This is a genomic window from Flavobacterium azizsancarii, from assembly GCF_027980145.1.
Lineage (GTDB): Bacteria > Bacteroidota > Bacteroidia > Flavobacteriales > Flavobacteriaceae > Flavobacterium > Flavobacterium azizsancarii.
In genome coordinates, this window is the sequence record NZ_JAMZNK010000036.1 from 1 (window position 1) to 15,457 (window position 15,457).

Annotated in this window: 11 protein-coding genes; 1 reads left to right on the forward strand and 10 read right to left on the reverse strand. The window is 35.6% G+C overall.

Translation table 11 applies throughout. The annotated features are described in order from the left end of the window. Positions 1 to 131: 131 nt before the first annotated feature. From NJT12_RS17925 to NJT12_RS17950, 6 genes are all read right to left on the reverse strand, one after another. The gene (locus NJT12_RS17925; RefSeq protein ID WP_271337295.1) at positions 132 to 1,262 is read right to left on the reverse strand and encodes an acyltransferase family protein; all 1,131 of its coding nucleotides are present in this window, start codon (positions 1,260 to 1,262) and stop codon (positions 132 to 134) included. Between the two features lie 32 nt (positions 1,263 to 1,294). Then, positions 1,295 to 3,505, reverse strand: a complete 2,211-nt coding sequence (locus NJT12_RS17930) for a glycoside hydrolase family 3 C-terminal domain-containing protein (RefSeq protein WP_271337296.1) — start codon at positions 3,503 to 3,505, stop codon at positions 1,295 to 1,297. 29 nt (positions 3,506 to 3,534) lie between these two features. Then, positions 3,535 to 5,817 (reverse strand): beta-glucosidase BglX, encoded by a 2,283-nt coding sequence (bglX, locus tag NJT12_RS17935; protein WP_271337297.1) that lies wholly within the window; start codon positions 5,815 to 5,817, stop codon positions 3,535 to 3,537. Positions 5,818 to 6,128: 311 nt separating this feature from the next. Then, positions 6,129 to 7,772 carry a DUF6377 domain-containing protein gene (locus tag NJT12_RS17940; RefSeq protein WP_271337298.1) on the reverse strand — a complete coding sequence of 548 codons (1,644 nt, stop codon included), beginning with the start codon at positions 7,770 to 7,772 and terminating at the stop codon, positions 6,129 to 6,131. Between the two features lie 221 nt (positions 7,773 to 7,993). Beyond that, positions 7,994 to 10,270 (reverse strand): catalase/peroxidase HPI, encoded by a 2,277-nt coding sequence (katG, locus tag NJT12_RS17945; protein ID WP_271337299.1) that lies wholly within the window; start codon positions 10,268 to 10,270, stop codon positions 7,994 to 7,996. A 164-nt stretch (positions 10,271 to 10,434) separates the two neighbouring features. Then, the gene (locus tag NJT12_RS17950) at positions 10,435 to 11,478 is read right to left on the reverse strand and encodes an aldo/keto reductase (RefSeq protein ID WP_271337300.1); all 1,044 of its coding nucleotides are present in this window, start codon (positions 11,476 to 11,478) and stop codon (positions 10,435 to 10,437) included. 510 nt (positions 11,479 to 11,988) lie between these two features. Between NJT12_RS17950 and NJT12_RS17955 the strand changes: the two genes are divergently transcribed. Beyond that, a complete protein-coding gene (locus NJT12_RS17955) occupies positions 11,989 to 12,240 on the forward strand; it encodes an NAD(P)H-binding protein (RefSeq protein WP_271337301.1) in 252 nt (83 codons plus the stop codon). A gap of 263 nt (positions 12,241 to 12,503) precedes the next feature. On the opposite strand, the gene NJT12_RS17960 is transcribed toward NJT12_RS17955, so the two are convergent. From NJT12_RS17960 to NJT12_RS17975, 4 genes are all read right to left on the reverse strand, one after another. Beyond that, positions 12,504 to 13,016: a PRC-barrel domain-containing protein gene (locus NJT12_RS17960; RefSeq protein ID WP_271337302.1), complete on the reverse strand. Its 513-nt coding sequence runs from the start codon at positions 13,014 to 13,016 to the stop codon at positions 12,504 to 12,506. A gap of 201 nt (positions 13,017 to 13,217) precedes the next feature. Then, entirely contained in the window at positions 13,218 to 13,385 is a 168-nt protein-coding gene (locus tag NJT12_RS17965) for a hypothetical protein (RefSeq protein ID WP_271337304.1), read from the reverse strand. A 415-nt stretch (positions 13,386 to 13,800) separates the two neighbouring features. Continuing rightward, entirely contained in the window at positions 13,801 to 14,733 is a 933-nt protein-coding gene (locus NJT12_RS17970) for an NAD-dependent epimerase/dehydratase family protein (protein ID WP_271337305.1), read from the reverse strand. Positions 14,734 to 14,800: 67 nt separating this feature from the next. After that, entirely contained in the window at positions 14,801 to 15,148 is a 348-nt protein-coding gene (locus NJT12_RS17975) for a nuclear transport factor 2 family protein (protein WP_271337306.1), read from the reverse strand. Positions 15,149 to 15,457: the final 309 nt, after the last annotated feature.

Here is a 15,457-nt window from a genome sequence, read left to right on the forward strand (position 1 = left end):
GAGGCTTAAAAACTGGCTGCATAATCATTGATTTTAGTACTTAAATATAAGAAAAATCAATGTGTAAAACAAAAAAAAACTGCCCGAAATTACTTTTCGGACAGCCTCATTGAACAAGGGATTATAATATATTATTGATGTTTTTTTGAAAGCCATTTTCTAACTGGTATATCATATAATTTGAGAAAAACATAAGAAATTATGATGCAGAATATCAAAACTGCTAACGCAACTCCAAGCGAATTTTCTAATTGAATATTGTTATTGGATACCCATGCATAATATACATACAAAATTGGAAAGTGCGTAATGTAGATAGGATAAGATATATCGCCCAGAAAACTGCACAAACGTTTTGATACTGCACTCTTAATACTTCCGCTGGCACCTATATATACAACTAAAGGAAACAATACTATAATCGTAAGCGAATCATAAATACCATTCCACCATAAGTGTTCAGAACCTCCTACTCTTGGGAATGACATAATTGCAACAATAAGAAGACTACTCCATAAAAATGCATTTTTAATGTTTCCGGATTTAAATAATCTTCGAAGCAGTATTCCCGCCAGAAAAGGAAAAGCTAATCTGGTAAATCCAATACGCAATTGCTCAAAATCAAGTGACCAGCCTCCAATAATATCTCCATGCGGACTAAATACGGCTAAATGTATCAACGCAATTGCTGCAATAACAACCAAAATCCACATTATTGTATTTGAAACCTTGCGTAGTATCAGTGCATAAAAAATATTGGCAATATATTCAAAGAACAAAGACCATGCAGGGCCATTTAAAGGATACATTTCTGACCAACCTCTAATATCTAATGACCCAGGTACAGGTATTAGAAACCAACCGAACACCATTACCAAAATAAGTTTCCAAAAAGGGGTTCCTTCTATTGCGGGAAACATTGCACCGGCTGCAAAGTAAAAACACACTGCCCCGAGTGTCATCCCTACAATTATCATGGGGTGCAAACGTATGAGTCTTCTTTTTAAAAATCCTGTAAGAGACATTGTATTCCATCTGTCATCATAAGCGTGTGCTATTACAAAACCAGAAAGAAGAAAGAAAAAATCAACTGCAAGATAGCCGTGATTGATAAGCTGTTTAGTATGATCGCCACCTGAGAAAACCTCAAGAATATGAAAGGCAACCACAAGAATAGCGGCTACACCCCGAAGCCCGTCAAGAATCTCATAATGTTTTTTAGAATCCTTGAAAACGGTTCCCTGTGAAGAAATAACTTCCATTTATTTTTTGTTTTTGATTTATATTAATTGAATTATTTTAAACGGAAATTAATTTTAGCTCTAATATCTGCTGATGAAGCTCCAATCAATGCCTGAAAATCTCCAGGTTCTGCTATCCATTGATGTTCTTTGTCATTGAAAAAACTCAAAGCGTCTTTTTCGATCGTGAAAGTGATTGTTTTTTCTTCACCCGCTTTTAGAAAAACTTTATCAAAACCTTTAAGTTCTTTTACAGGTCTTGGTAGTGAAGACTTAATATCAGAAATGTATAACTGAACAACCTCTGCCCCATCACGTTTACCTGTATTTTTTACCTTAACAGAGAAAGAAATTTTATCATCCTGAGTAATATTTATTTTGTCAGCTTTTATGTCGCTATATTGAAATGAAGTATAACTAAGTCCGTATCCAAAAGGGAAAAGTGGTTTTATTTTTTCTTTCTCATGCCATCTGTACCCCACAAAAATACTTTCTTTGTAAGTAACCTCGTCTCCACCAGGATATGAGTTAAAAGCGTGTGCAGCATTATCTTTTAATGCAACGGGAAAAGTAAATGTTAGTTTCCCTGATGGATTGACATCACCTAGCAATACTGCCGCCAAAGCAGTACCAGATTCAGATCCAAGAAACCATCCCTGAACAATAGCCGGAACCTCTTTCTCCCAAGGCATCGCTACAGCATTACCTGAAATATTGATATAAATTAAATTTGGATTGACTTTTGCCAGTGCACTTATTAATTCATTCTGACCATACGGAAGATCGAGTTCTTTTCGATCATTGCCTTCACTGTCCTGAAAATCACTTTTATTAAGACCTCCCATAAACAGTACCACATCAGCTTCTTTTGCTAATTTCAGAGCTTCATTTTTAAGTTCTTCGGCACTTCGGTTTTCTGTAAGGTTTTGTCCGGAAACTACGCCGTTATAATTTCCGCTGGCATCTCCTACATATCCTCTTGCATACGTTATCTGAGCTTCATTGCCAATTCTTGTCTGAAGTCCTTTAAGAGGCGAAATTTCGTATTTGGCTTTAAGCGAAGAGCTTCCTCCTCCTACTGTCATCATCTTGATAGCATTTTCTCCAATAACCGCTATTTTTTTATACTTTTTTATATCCAGAGGCAATATTGCTCCCTTATTTTTCAAAAGTACAATCCCTTCTTCTGCAATACTTCGTGCTGCAGCGGCATGTTCTGGTGTCCCAAAAGATCCCCACGGTCTGTTCCTGTCCATATTAGTCCTGAAGATAAGACGCATTATGTTTCTAATTTTTTCATCAAGTTCTTTAGTACCAACTTCGCCGGACTTTATCAAATCAAGATAAGGTTTTGCCAGATAATAATTATCATAAGCATTACTTGCACCCCATGTAAGACCATCTGTCCAGGTTCCAAATTCCATATCAAGACCATTATAAATAGATTCTTTGGTATTGTGAACACCTCCCCAGTCTGCCACTACAGCGCCATCAAAAGACCACTCTTTTCTAAGGATATCCTGCAACAAAAAATTATTATGACATCCTTGCAATCCTTTGTATTTATTGTATGATCCCATAACTGCCCAAACATCCCCTTCCTGAACGGCTGCTTTAAAAGCCGGAAGATAGATTTCATAAAGTGCACGATCGTCTACAATTACATTTACTCCATGGCGATTGGTTTCCTGATTGTTTAATGCAAAATGCTTCACACAAGCCGCTACTCCATTTGACTGAACCCCACGAATGTAAGGCACAACCATTTGGCCGGCAAGAAAAGGATCTTCGCCCATGTACTCGAAATTTCTTCCGTTTAGAGGGCTGCGATAAATATTAATTCCAGGACCCAGAATTACATTTTTATTTCTGTAACGCGCTTCTTCTCCAAGACTTTTTCCATACAAAAGCGACATATTTCTATTCCAGGTAGCAGATAATGCAGTAAGAGCCGGAAAAGCAATACAAGAATCATTAGTCCATTCTGCCTGCTGCCATTCATCCCATTTTACTTCAGGACGAATTCCGTGAGGGCCATCAGTCATCCAGTTCTCCGGAATTCCTAGACGAGGTACTCCGGGAGAACTAAATTTAGATTGTGCATGCACCATAGCGATTTTTTCTTCTAATGTCATCTTCGAAAGCGCATCTTCAATACGCTGTTCTACAGGTTTTGAATCGTCAAGATATATTGGTAATGCCTTCTGGGCCGTGACATTCAAAACGGACAGCATTATAAAAGCAGTAAATAATTTATATAACATAGTTTTTTTAGTTTTCGGATTGTGGTTTTTTATTTTAAAGTAATCGAAGCAGTTTGTACATCATTACTGCTGGTTCCTATCATGATTTGAAACTCACCAGGTTCGCTTACAAAGTCAAGTGCGCTGTTATAGAATTTAAGCATCTCCTGAGTGATTATAAACTTTACTGTTTTTGACTCTCCGGCTTTAAGAAAAATTTTATCAAATCCTTTAAGTTCTTTTACCGGTCTTGAGATACTAGCTTCCATATCTCTTATGTAAAGCTGTACAGTTTCTGCTCCATCCTTTACTCCGGTGTTTTTTACATTTACTGAAGCTGTAAGTGTTCCGTCAGCGCTCATTTCAGTTGCGCTCAACGTTATGGGACTGTATTGAAATGTAGTATAACTTAATCCGAAACCAAATGGATACAAGGGAGCATTCTTTTCGTCCATATAATTGCTTCTAAATTTCTCAAAGCCCTTATCAGATGCTGGTCTTCCAGTATTTAAATGATTATAATAAAGTGGTATTTGAGCCACACTTCTTGGGAAAGTCGATACCAATTTTCCGCTCGGGTTTACACCTCCAAAAAGCACATCACCTATCGCTTTGGCCGATTCGCTTCCGCCAAACCATACATTCAAAATTGCAGGCACATTTTCCTGTTCCCAAACAAGTGTCATAGGTCTTCCGGCAAATAAAACCAGTACTACCGGTTTTCCTGTCGCTAAAAGTTTCTCCAAAACTCTTTTTTGTACGGCTGGAATTCCAATATCTGTGCGGCTGCTTGATTCTCCGCTCATTTCAGACGACTCACCCATTGCCGCTATAATTACATCTGCTTTTGAAGCCGCATTAAGCGCCTCCGCAATAAGCTCGTCTTCTGTTCTGTTATCCCACGGAATGTCTCTGCCAAACATTGTGGCATCTTTTTGCATTCCCTTATCACTTAATAGATTAGAACCTTTCGCGTATAAAACAGTAGCTTTATTACCCACGGTCTCGCGCAATCCTTCAACCAGACTAAGCGGTTGATCAAGTTTCGCGGCAACACTCCATGTACCTACCATATTTGACTTTGTGTCTGCCATAGGTCCAACTACTGCAATTGTTTTTGCTTTGGATAAAGGCAGAATATTTCCTTGATTTTTTAAAAGAACAAAACTTTCAGAAGCCGTTTTACGCGCTGCAGCTCTATTTTCATTGGTATATATTTCTTTCTGCGCTCTTTTAGTATCACAAAACTTATAAGGATCTTTAAATAATCCCAATTTATACTTGGCTTCAAGAACACGTTTGCAGGCCTGATCTATTTTTGCAACATCAACGTTTCCTTCTTTTATTGAAGCAGGAAGTGTATTTAAGAATCCTTCTGAAACCATATCCATATCCAGTCCTGCATTGAGTGCAGCAGCTGATACATTTTTTAAATTGCCAAGTCCGTGATTCACAATCTCACCTACTCCCCCATAATCAGCTACTGTAAACCCATCAAAACCCCATTGAGTACGAAGTACATCGGTCAACAGCCATTTATTGGCATGGGCAGGAACTGCATCTACAACATTAAAAGAAGCCATAACGCTTGCCACTCCTTGCTCTACTGCAGCTTTATAGGGATAAAAATATTCGTTATACATACGAATATGACTCATGTCTGCAGTGTTGTAATCTCTTCCTGCTTCTCCCGCTCCATACAATGCAAAATGTTTAACGCAGGCCAGAATATTAAATTTTTCTGAAAATGTATTATCCTTTCCCTGATATCCTCTGATCATTGCCTTTGCAATTTGTCCGCCTAAATACGGATCTTCACCGCTTCCTTCAGAAACACGTCCCCATCTTGGATCTCTGGCAATATCAACCATAGTGCTAAATGTCCAGCTAATACCATCGGCACTGGCTTCTTTGGCAGCAATTCTTGCCGATTCCTCTATAATTTTCATATCCCAGGTACAAGCCAATCCAAGAGGAATTGGAAAAACGGTTTCGTAACCATGAATTACATCCATACCAAAAAGTAACGGTATTTTCATTCTGCTTTCTTCAACAGCAATTTTCTGAATTTCTTTGATTTTCTTAACTCCCTTGATATTGAACATTCCTCCTACAAGACCTTTACGAATCTTTGCTGCAATATTAGTATTGCTGCCCAATCCTGTTATTATATCTCCCTCACTAGGCAGGTTCATTTGTCCTATTTTTTCTTCTAAGGTCATCCGGTTCATCAATTCGCTGACGAATGCCTCCATTTTTTGATCTTTTTGCTGCTGGGCATTCATTTGAAATGCTGCTGCCAGAAACAACACTGCTGCTAATTTTTTTTTCATATCTATTTATAATTTATCGACTTCAGGTTTATTTTTAATAGTAATAAACCTTGATGTTGTAAAACTATAACGATATAGTATGCATGCGGCATTGTAAAATAAAAATGTAGAAATCAAAAACACACAAAACACTCATTATCAACAAACTAAACAATGTATCACGTTTTAAAAAGTAGTCGCCACGCCTTAAAAATGTAGTTGAAAAAAGAAAAAAAACACGGTCAAAATACTACATCATTCCCTATACAGGTTTATACTTAGATTTTGTTAAGTATTGAAAAGACAGGAATGTCGCGAGATAAAGATTGGTCTTAAAGCCCGTGCGACCTGCTGCCTGTTTTCTCAAGTCTTTTAGTGAACTCTTCTTTCGAATAGCTCGTTTTATTGCGAATTTTAGTTCGGTAATTATAAATAGTACTCATCGAAAGCCTTAAAAAGGAAGCAATTTTATCGCTGTCTTTAATACCGAGTCTTTCAAGAGCAAAAATGCGGAGTTCTGTAGTAAGTATTTCTCCTTCTTTAAGTGTAATTTTCTCTCCGTCTGCAAGGAGTGCATTAAAATCTATGGTAAATTCAGGATAAAGCTTAATAAAAACACTGTCAAATTTTTGATACAATTCAAGAAGTTCCTGATCTATTGCATCATTTGATTTTAAAATATTAGTCAAATCAACAAATTGCCTGCTAACAGCTTTTTTATAAAGTTTACGTCTGTAATCTTCCATTTTGTTAATATAAGACGAGCAGATATCAAAAAACTGTGCTATATATTCTTCTTTTATATTATTCGATTCATTGAGCTGCTCATTGAATACTTTGAGTTGCTCATTTGCAGCCTGAAATTCAGAATTAAGATCCTGAAGTTCTTGTGCCGAGTCTGAAAGTGCTTTTTTTACTCTCGACAAACGTCTCATCTGACGGTAGATGTAAAAAATTAAACAAATTAAAAAAACACTAAGAACGCTTACAGAGGCAATATAAATTTGAAGCTGCTTTTTATTTTTCTCTGCTTTTTTCTGATATGCCGCATTAATAATCGAATAAAACTCTGACATCATTAGTGTCCTAAATTTTACATTGCAGAATACTGCATCTTCAAGAGCTGATTTTGCATACTTATAAGCCAGATCAATTTTGCCATTGTAGTAATTGTATATCGCAAGATTCTGGATCGCTCCCTGATCTTTTGTTGCTGTTTCTATATCTGTTATTGCTGCCAGCGTATAATAATCGATTCCTTCTGCGTATTGTTTATTGCGCATACTGATATTGCCCAGAATATAGGCGCACATTGCATACTGTGATTTTTTAAGGTCCTGAGAATAAAACAATTCTTCCAGATTCTGTTTGGCTGCACTATAATCCTGTTTATTAATTGAACGCAGGGCTAAATTTACTTTGTATTCTGAAGATTGAGAATCTAAAACAGAGAGTAATGAATCTCTATAAACATCTATTTGTTTAGTGTAGTATTTACTGGGATTATTAGTAGCGTATTGCTCAAAAAATTCAATATAAAATTCGAAATAAGTCTTTTTTTGCTCCTTTGAAAGCGTTCTGGTTTGAATTGATTTAAGCAGTTTCTCAGATTCTAAAAAACGTCCGCTTGCAGAATATACATTGGCTAATTGCAGGACAGTATTTGTCCTGAAATCTGCTTCATTAAAGGAATCGGAGAGCTTTACATTTTTCATAACAAAATATAAAGCAGAATCAATTTTATATTTCCGGTATTCCGTGTACAATTTTTGATTCAGCAAATACTGATTCTCGAGTGAATTGTTTTCTTTTAGAGCTTTTCTTAATTTCGATGTTCTTTTGTCTTTAAGGGCAGAATAATCCGCTTTATGCTGTATGGCAAAGTGAAGTTTAAGACGTAATGAATCGTTTACATTTCCAAAACAAAGAGTGACAAATAAAATTAATAAAATGGAGATTATACTTTTCTTAAACAAAACCTTTGATTTAAATTATGATACTCCAAACTTTTTTTGGATTCATGCAAATATATGCAAATTCGCATTTTATTTGAATTATTTATTTTATATAACGACTAAAAAAAATAGCTGGTATATACAGTCAAAAAAACTTCGGTTTAGAAAGTTCTGCCTATAACCAAAAAAAAAGAGATGCTGATTAGATTGCATCTCTTTTTCAATTGTTTTTTATTTAAATTTTATCTTTTTAAATCAAACCTGTCCAGATTCATTACTTTGTACCAAACGGCCACAAAGTCATTTATAAATTTTTCATGTGAGTCCGTACTTGCATATACTTCGGCAATTGCTCTTAATTCTGCATTAGAACCAAAAACAAGATCTGCTCTTGTTGCTATCCATTTAGGCTGACCTGTTTTGCGATCGTTTCCTGTATAAAGTTCTTTATCATTTGAAACTGCCTGCCACTGGGTACTCATATCAAGAAGATTTACAAAAAAATCGTTTGTCAGCTGCCCGGGACGATGTGTAAAAACACCATTTTTGGTACCATCAGTATTAATGTCCAACACACGAAGACCGCCTAAAAGCACTGTTAATTCTGGTGCGGTTAAGGTTAGTAAATTAGCTTTATCAATCAATAGTTCCTCTGTAGTTACTGTAGATTTTGTTTTTCGAAAGTTACGGAATCCATCTGCTTTTGGCTCAAGATATCCAAAAGATTCTATATCGGTTTGTTGTGCAGAAGCATCCATACGCCCCTGAGAGAATGGCACTTTAACGCTAAAACCTGCAGCTTTTATTGCTTTCTCTACCCCAACCGTACCTGCTAAAACTATTGTATCTGCAAGTGATACTTTTTTTCCGGTACTCTGTGTATTATTAAATTCATTCTGAAGATTTTCCAGTTTTTCCAGAACTTGTTTCAGCTGTGCAGGATTATTCACTTCCCAGTCTTTTTGCGGAGCTAGTCTGATACGCGCACCATTTGCGCCACCACGCTTATCAGATCCTCTAAAAGTCGAAGCCGAAGCCCACGCCGTTGCAACTAATTGTGAAATACTTAAGCCTGAATTTTCTATTTTTTCTTTTAATTGATTGATGTCATTTTCCTCTATTAAAGAATGATTTACTTCAGGAATCGGATCCTGCCATAAAAGTTCTTCCTGAGGAACATCAGGTCCTAAATAACGGGAAACCGGTCCCATATCACGATGTGTCAGTTTAAACCATGCACGAGAAAAAGCATCTGCGAACTCGTCAGGATTTTCAAAAAATCGGCGTGATATTTTCTCGTACGCAGGATCTAATCGTAAAGATAAATCTGTGGTAAGCATCGTTGGTAAATGCTTTTTAGCAGGATCAAAAGCATCCGGAATAATAGGTTCAGCGTTTTTAGCTACCCATTGATGAGCACCGGCAGGACTTTTTGAAAGTTCCCATTCAAAACCAAATAAATTTTCGAAAAAGTTATTGCTCCACTGTGTTGGTGTTTTGGTCCAGATCACTTCAAGTCCGCTGGTAATAGCATCAGGACCTTTACCGGAACCAAAACTATTTTTCCAGCCAAATCCCTGATCTTCGAGGTCTGCCGCTTCAGGTTCTTTACCTACATGCTCAGAAGGGGCTGCACCATGAGTTTTACCAAAGGTATGTCCTCCTGCAATTAAGGCTACAGTTTCTTCATCATCCATTGCCATTCGTCCAAAAGTATCTCTAATGTCTTTAGCTGCTGCGATAGGATCCGGATTACCATCAGGACCTTCAGGATTTACATAAATAAGTCCCATTTGTACGGCTGCCAAAGGTTTTTCTAAGTTTCTGGAATGAATATGACCATCGGCATCGTCATCAGATGAAACCACACCGTGATCCTTCGGTACACCTTCTGAACCATCTTTGTAACGCTCATCTCCTCCCAGCCATGTGGTTTCAGATCCCCAATAAACTGATTCATCCGGTTCCCACACATCAGCACGTCCTCCAGCAAAACCAAATGTTTTGAACCCCATCGATTCTAAGGCAATATTTCCTGTCAATATCATTAAATCTGCCCATGAAATTTTTCGCCCATACTTTTGTTTAATAGGCCACAACAATCTGCGGGCTTTATCAAGGCTTACATTGTCCGGCCAGCTGTTAAGAGGGGCGAAACGCTGTTGTCCTGCGCCTGCACCACCGCGACCATCTTCAACGCGGTATGTTCCTGCGCTGTGCCATGCCATTCTGATAAAAAGACCTCCGTAATGACCAAAATCTGCAGGCCACCAATCTTGCGAATCTGTCATAAGCTCGTGCAAATCTTTCTTTACTGCTTCGAGATCAAGACTCTTAAAAGCTTCGGCATAATTAAAGTCCTTATCCATTGGATTTGATAAGGCTGAATTCTGTCTCAGTATATTTACCCTGAGTTGCTTTGGCCACCAGTCATTGTTTTTTGTACCTCTCGCGGCTTGATTGTCCATGCTGCCATTATGAAAAGGGCATTTGCTGATGTCGTTCGATTTATCCTCCATAATTCAAAATTTTAATTTGATACTAATTTACAAACTAAATGAAAAGATTGTTATCAGTATACATAATAATTATTTGTTCTTTGATAGTTAAAATCTATTCAACAGAAATTCAGAATAAAAAAGCGAAGTAAAATTACCTCGCTTTAATTTAAATTTCATCCTGATTATTTGTAAAAATTAGGTATCGGATTTAATGTAAGATTCTGTCTTTGATGCCAATAAGGATAAATTGGATTAACTTCACTTGCTTCATCGAGCCTCTTGATTTGATCAAGACTAAGATTCCAGCCTATAGCACCAAGATTTTGTCTTAACTGTTCCTCGTTTCTTGCTCCTATTATTATCGTCGATACAGTAGGGCGCTGCAAAAGCCAATTTAAAGCTACTTGCGATATTGATTTTCCAGTCTCGCCGGCAATAACTTCTAAAGCATCCGTAATTTTAAAAAGATGTTCTTTCTCTATTCCTGATTCTGGTACGGGACTTCCTCCTCCTGCGACACGACCTGTATTGGGCCAGTCTTTTGTTCTGCTAAATTTACCGCCCAGTCTCCCTCCTGCTAACGGACTCCAGATAGTACCTCCCACTTTTTGATCTAATCCCAATGGCATTAACTCCCATTCATACTCACGATTAACAAGCGAATAATATACCTGATGGCCTATATAACGATTCCAGCCATACTTTTCAGATAATGCCTGAGATTTCATTAAATGCCATCCTGAAAAATTGGAAGCTGCTATATAACGTACTTTTCCACTTTGAACCAGATCGTCTAATGTGCGTAAAGTTTCATCAACAGGTGTATTTCCATCAAAACCATGCATATGGTAAATATCAATATAATCTGTACCCAGCCTTTTAAGACTGCCTTCTATTTGTTTTAATAAATGATACCTGGATGATCCCTGATTGTTAGGTCCCTGGCCAAATGTGAATGTAGCTTTTGTTGATATCAGCAATTGATCTCTTTGGTGATCTGCAATTGCTTTGCCTAATACCTCTTCTGCCAAACCATCTGAATAAATATCTGCCGTATCAAAGAGATTAACTCCTGACTCTAAACATATATTTACAAGTTTCTTAGCTTCCTCAACCTGAGTACTGCCCCATTCCTTAAAAAAATCATTTCCTCCGCCAAAGGTGGCTGTACCAAAACTCAATACAGGAACTTGTAATCCTGAATCGCCCAATTGTCTATATTCCATAATTTTATTTTTTATTAGTGTTTTTTTTAAAGGCATTCATTAATCTATTCCAAATTATTTTTAAAACCATACCTACTGCAAAGCATTATAAAATCTTTTCTAATTTTCCTGACCTCAGAAATAATAAATAGCCTATTCTCAGCATAAGCTTAGTTTATTATGACAAAGTTCTTCATTTAAATTAAATATTTTCTTGTAAATTTCCATCAAATACTTGTAAATTTCCATCACAAAATGATTGCGACAATTTGATACATTAGTTATTGACGAATTGGAAGAAAATAAATTACCTTAGAACAAATTGCTCAAGTAGTTGGTTTTACGGATGAAAGTCATTTGTCTAATTATTAAAAAAAGAAAATCACTCCAAATCTGTATAGAAAGAAAACTAATAATGAAGTTTTAATATCTGAGACTAATACTGTTCTTAATTTATAAAAAATAGACTTAAAATTGATCACAATTATTACTGGGATAGTTCTGCTTCGGTATGTAAAGCTATTGATCAGGATGACAAATTTTAAGATTATTTTTGATGACCATAATGCACAGGAATTTTTGATCCAGAAGTCTGCAATAAACTGGACTATAGCCAGACCTGTTGGCTTAAACGAAAATGAAACTTTAGGAAAATTAGACATTACCTATGACCACAAACTAAGACCGTGCCGGATGAGCCGTAAACTACTTGCTAAATTTTTTATTGATAATTTATATACTGAAACTTATAATCGAAAAATGCCAATGTTAGCTGAAAAATGATAAATAAAATTATACTTCAGCAACTAATAATTGTAAGTAAACTAAATATTCACTTTGAAAAAAATATGTTCTTAATAAAATAATTATCTTCATAAATTGACTTGAAAACATACCAATATTAAGTAGGTAACAACTCAAACTTCATTCTTCAATAAAAAAAAGAGGGACTGAAAGTCCCTCGCAAAACAAACCCCTGCACTTTTAGTGCAAAGCGATTAGTATATCAAATGTTGGCTTCCTGATGCAAATTATATGAAGAACCGCTATTTGTTGTCAAATTCTCTGCGGTTGTAAAAAGAATCATCATCACTATAATAAACAGAGTTAGGATCGTTTTCAGGATAATAAGACTTCATTACTCTTCTTTCATACTCCCTGTTAAAATTGTATTCCCTGTTATATCTGCTTGTGTTTCTAAATGTATCATATCCTATGTTGCTAGCCATAACAATTTTTGTGTCTTTATTGATATTAACCGATCCAATAGGTATTATAACATGGTTGTCGCCGTCTTTGTAGGTAAACTCCTTTTCGTTCTCGCTCGCTATAGCATTATGAACTTCATTACGGCTATCTTCAATTAATGCTTTATCTACTTTCACATCTAGATATACAACACGCTTCATATCTTTATTAACCCAAAGATTATCAATTGTGCCTATAGTGCGGTTGTCAGCGTCTACTATTTTCCATCCTCGTACATCAGGATAGTTCGAAGCAATTTTATAATCAGAAAGTTCATCCAATCTGTATAAATTTTTATCTTTATTTTCCATAAATATTTTTTTAGTATTAAAAATTATTTTTCGCTAGTCTGGCTGCAGGATACTTTTACTTTTTAAGTCTACCTTGTTTTATCATGGAAAACAAATTCACGAAATACCTTTATAAACCAATGTCAAAAAAATGTAGAGGATAATTATAACAAAGTTTATTTCGTGAAGAAAAAGCTGTTTTCATCGCTGCATTTCTTCTAGTTAATTTGTCGTATTGTCTGTACTTGTAGTATTTTCAATTTCTACACTGTTATCACTTTGCGTCACGTTATCTTTCAAAAAGATGTAGTATATAAGTGCTGCGATCAACAGGACTGCTACAATCCATGGCCATACTGGCTTCTTTTTCTCAATTTTAATTTCTGCCATAACTCATTTTTTTTTTTGATTATATAAATAGTTTTAATATCCTATTAAAGATACAAATGAGTTGAGTTTAAGAAATATTTAATTTCAGCAGGATGTTACACAATTCCCAGTAGATGAATCTGAAAGGCAACTTTAATGTTTTAATCATGAACAGAAAAGCCCATTTCTTAACGAAATGGGCTTTTTTATATTTTCAATCCACTATATCTTCCATTATCTTAAATATTCAAAATATTCATTCTGTATACAAATTAGTTAAAGGACTGTCGAAACTCCAACGGAGACTGATTGGTTTTTATTTTAAATAGTTTGCTGAAAGATTGTGGATGTTCAAAACCAAAACTCGAAAACTATTGTATTATATAAAAATCTATCTTTTTCAACTCAGAAACTAAAGCATAAATGATAATTAGCTTTATTCGATTTTATAATCTTTCAAAATAATTTTAATACCCTCTTGGTAGGTTGTTACCCTGAAGTCAGGAAATCGTTTTTTAAATTTAGAGGAATCAAAAATATTGTCAATCGCATATCGTGGCAATAATTCCAAAGTTTCTTTGACGAAAGGATTGAAAACCGCTGCAATTTTTAAAATGAATGCGCCTAATTTACCGTAACTGATTTTTCGTCCTAATTGTTTGGATATTTCTTCCATAAATTCTTTGAATGTTAATCGGTCATCATCACATGGTAAATGCCATGTCTGTGAATAAGCATTATCCGTATTACCAATTTGGGCCATTGCCCTACTGGCATCAGGAGTAAAAATTAAGGTTCTCTTTACATTGTCATTCAGCAAAAATTTTGGTTTTTTATGCTTTTGCAAATTTCCAAATACAAGATCATTTGTAATTCCCTTAGTTTTGCCCGGTCCATAAAATTCAGGTGCCCGACAAATAACAGCGTTAATTTCCTTTTTCTCAATAGCATCTAATAACAATTCAGCAGCTATTTTTTTTGCCATTCCTTTTTTACCGCCAGGTTCCAAAGGAGTGTTTTCGTTTTGAATTTTACTCCCTTGCGGATAAGCGTAGGTATTGTCAAAATAAACAAGTTTACATCCATGTTCTTTACAGCCCAAAATTACATTGGTCATTATAACAGGCCATTGCCTGAGCCATAATTCAGACTCATATGGCAGGCCTACAGTAAGGTAAGCAATATCAGTATCTGCCAGCGCAGCGTTTACACTTTGCGGATCCAGCAAATCACATTTGAATAAAATATCTTCTTCATGAACTTTCTTTGGGTTTCGTCCAACGAGCTTTATTTTATTGGTATAGTTAAGGCGTAATACTTTAGCCAGTTCTTCTCCAATTATTCCGTTTGCCCCTAATATTGTCTGCATTTTTTTATATAAATTTAATGAAATCTACGGTAAATAAAAATCGTATCTCTATTACTTTCGTTCTTCTCTATATCGATATTACAAAAGCTTTTAATTCAGACATTTTGCCTTCTCGAAAATGCCAGACATCGCAATATGAATAGTGAGTCTCATTTCCGTTTTCGTCTTTCAGGGAGATTTTGCCGACTGCCGTAACGAAATCATTTTCAGCTATTAAATTTTCGACTATGAATTGTGGGGGCTCTAAATATTCTTTTGCCATATACTCTCTAACAGCTTCCTTTCCTTTCAGGGTTTTATCACCTACAAAAGTCCAATGCGTGTCGTCAGTGCAAAAAGACAAAAAGCCCTCATTATTTCCTGCAGTAAGCGCTTTATTTGCCATTTCCAGTATTGCTTTATTATTCAAATCCATATACTGTTTTTTAATTGTTTGTTTTATTGTCACTTTCAAATTTAATAATTTAATTTTGACATTACTAATCAAATTCTAATCTAAGAATGGATTTCAATTGACTTTTTTCTTAGAAATACTTGACACTTTTTCTACATTTATCCATCATTATTTTGAATAAATATTTATTGGAAGGTGGCGAAAAAACAATTGCTTTAGCCCCTGAAGATATAGATTCCTGAATATTTAATATACTTGTGCCACCTGTTGCCATAACAGGAAAGGCAGGGAAAAGTACGTAATTATAAAAAGCAAAAAGCACATTCCTTA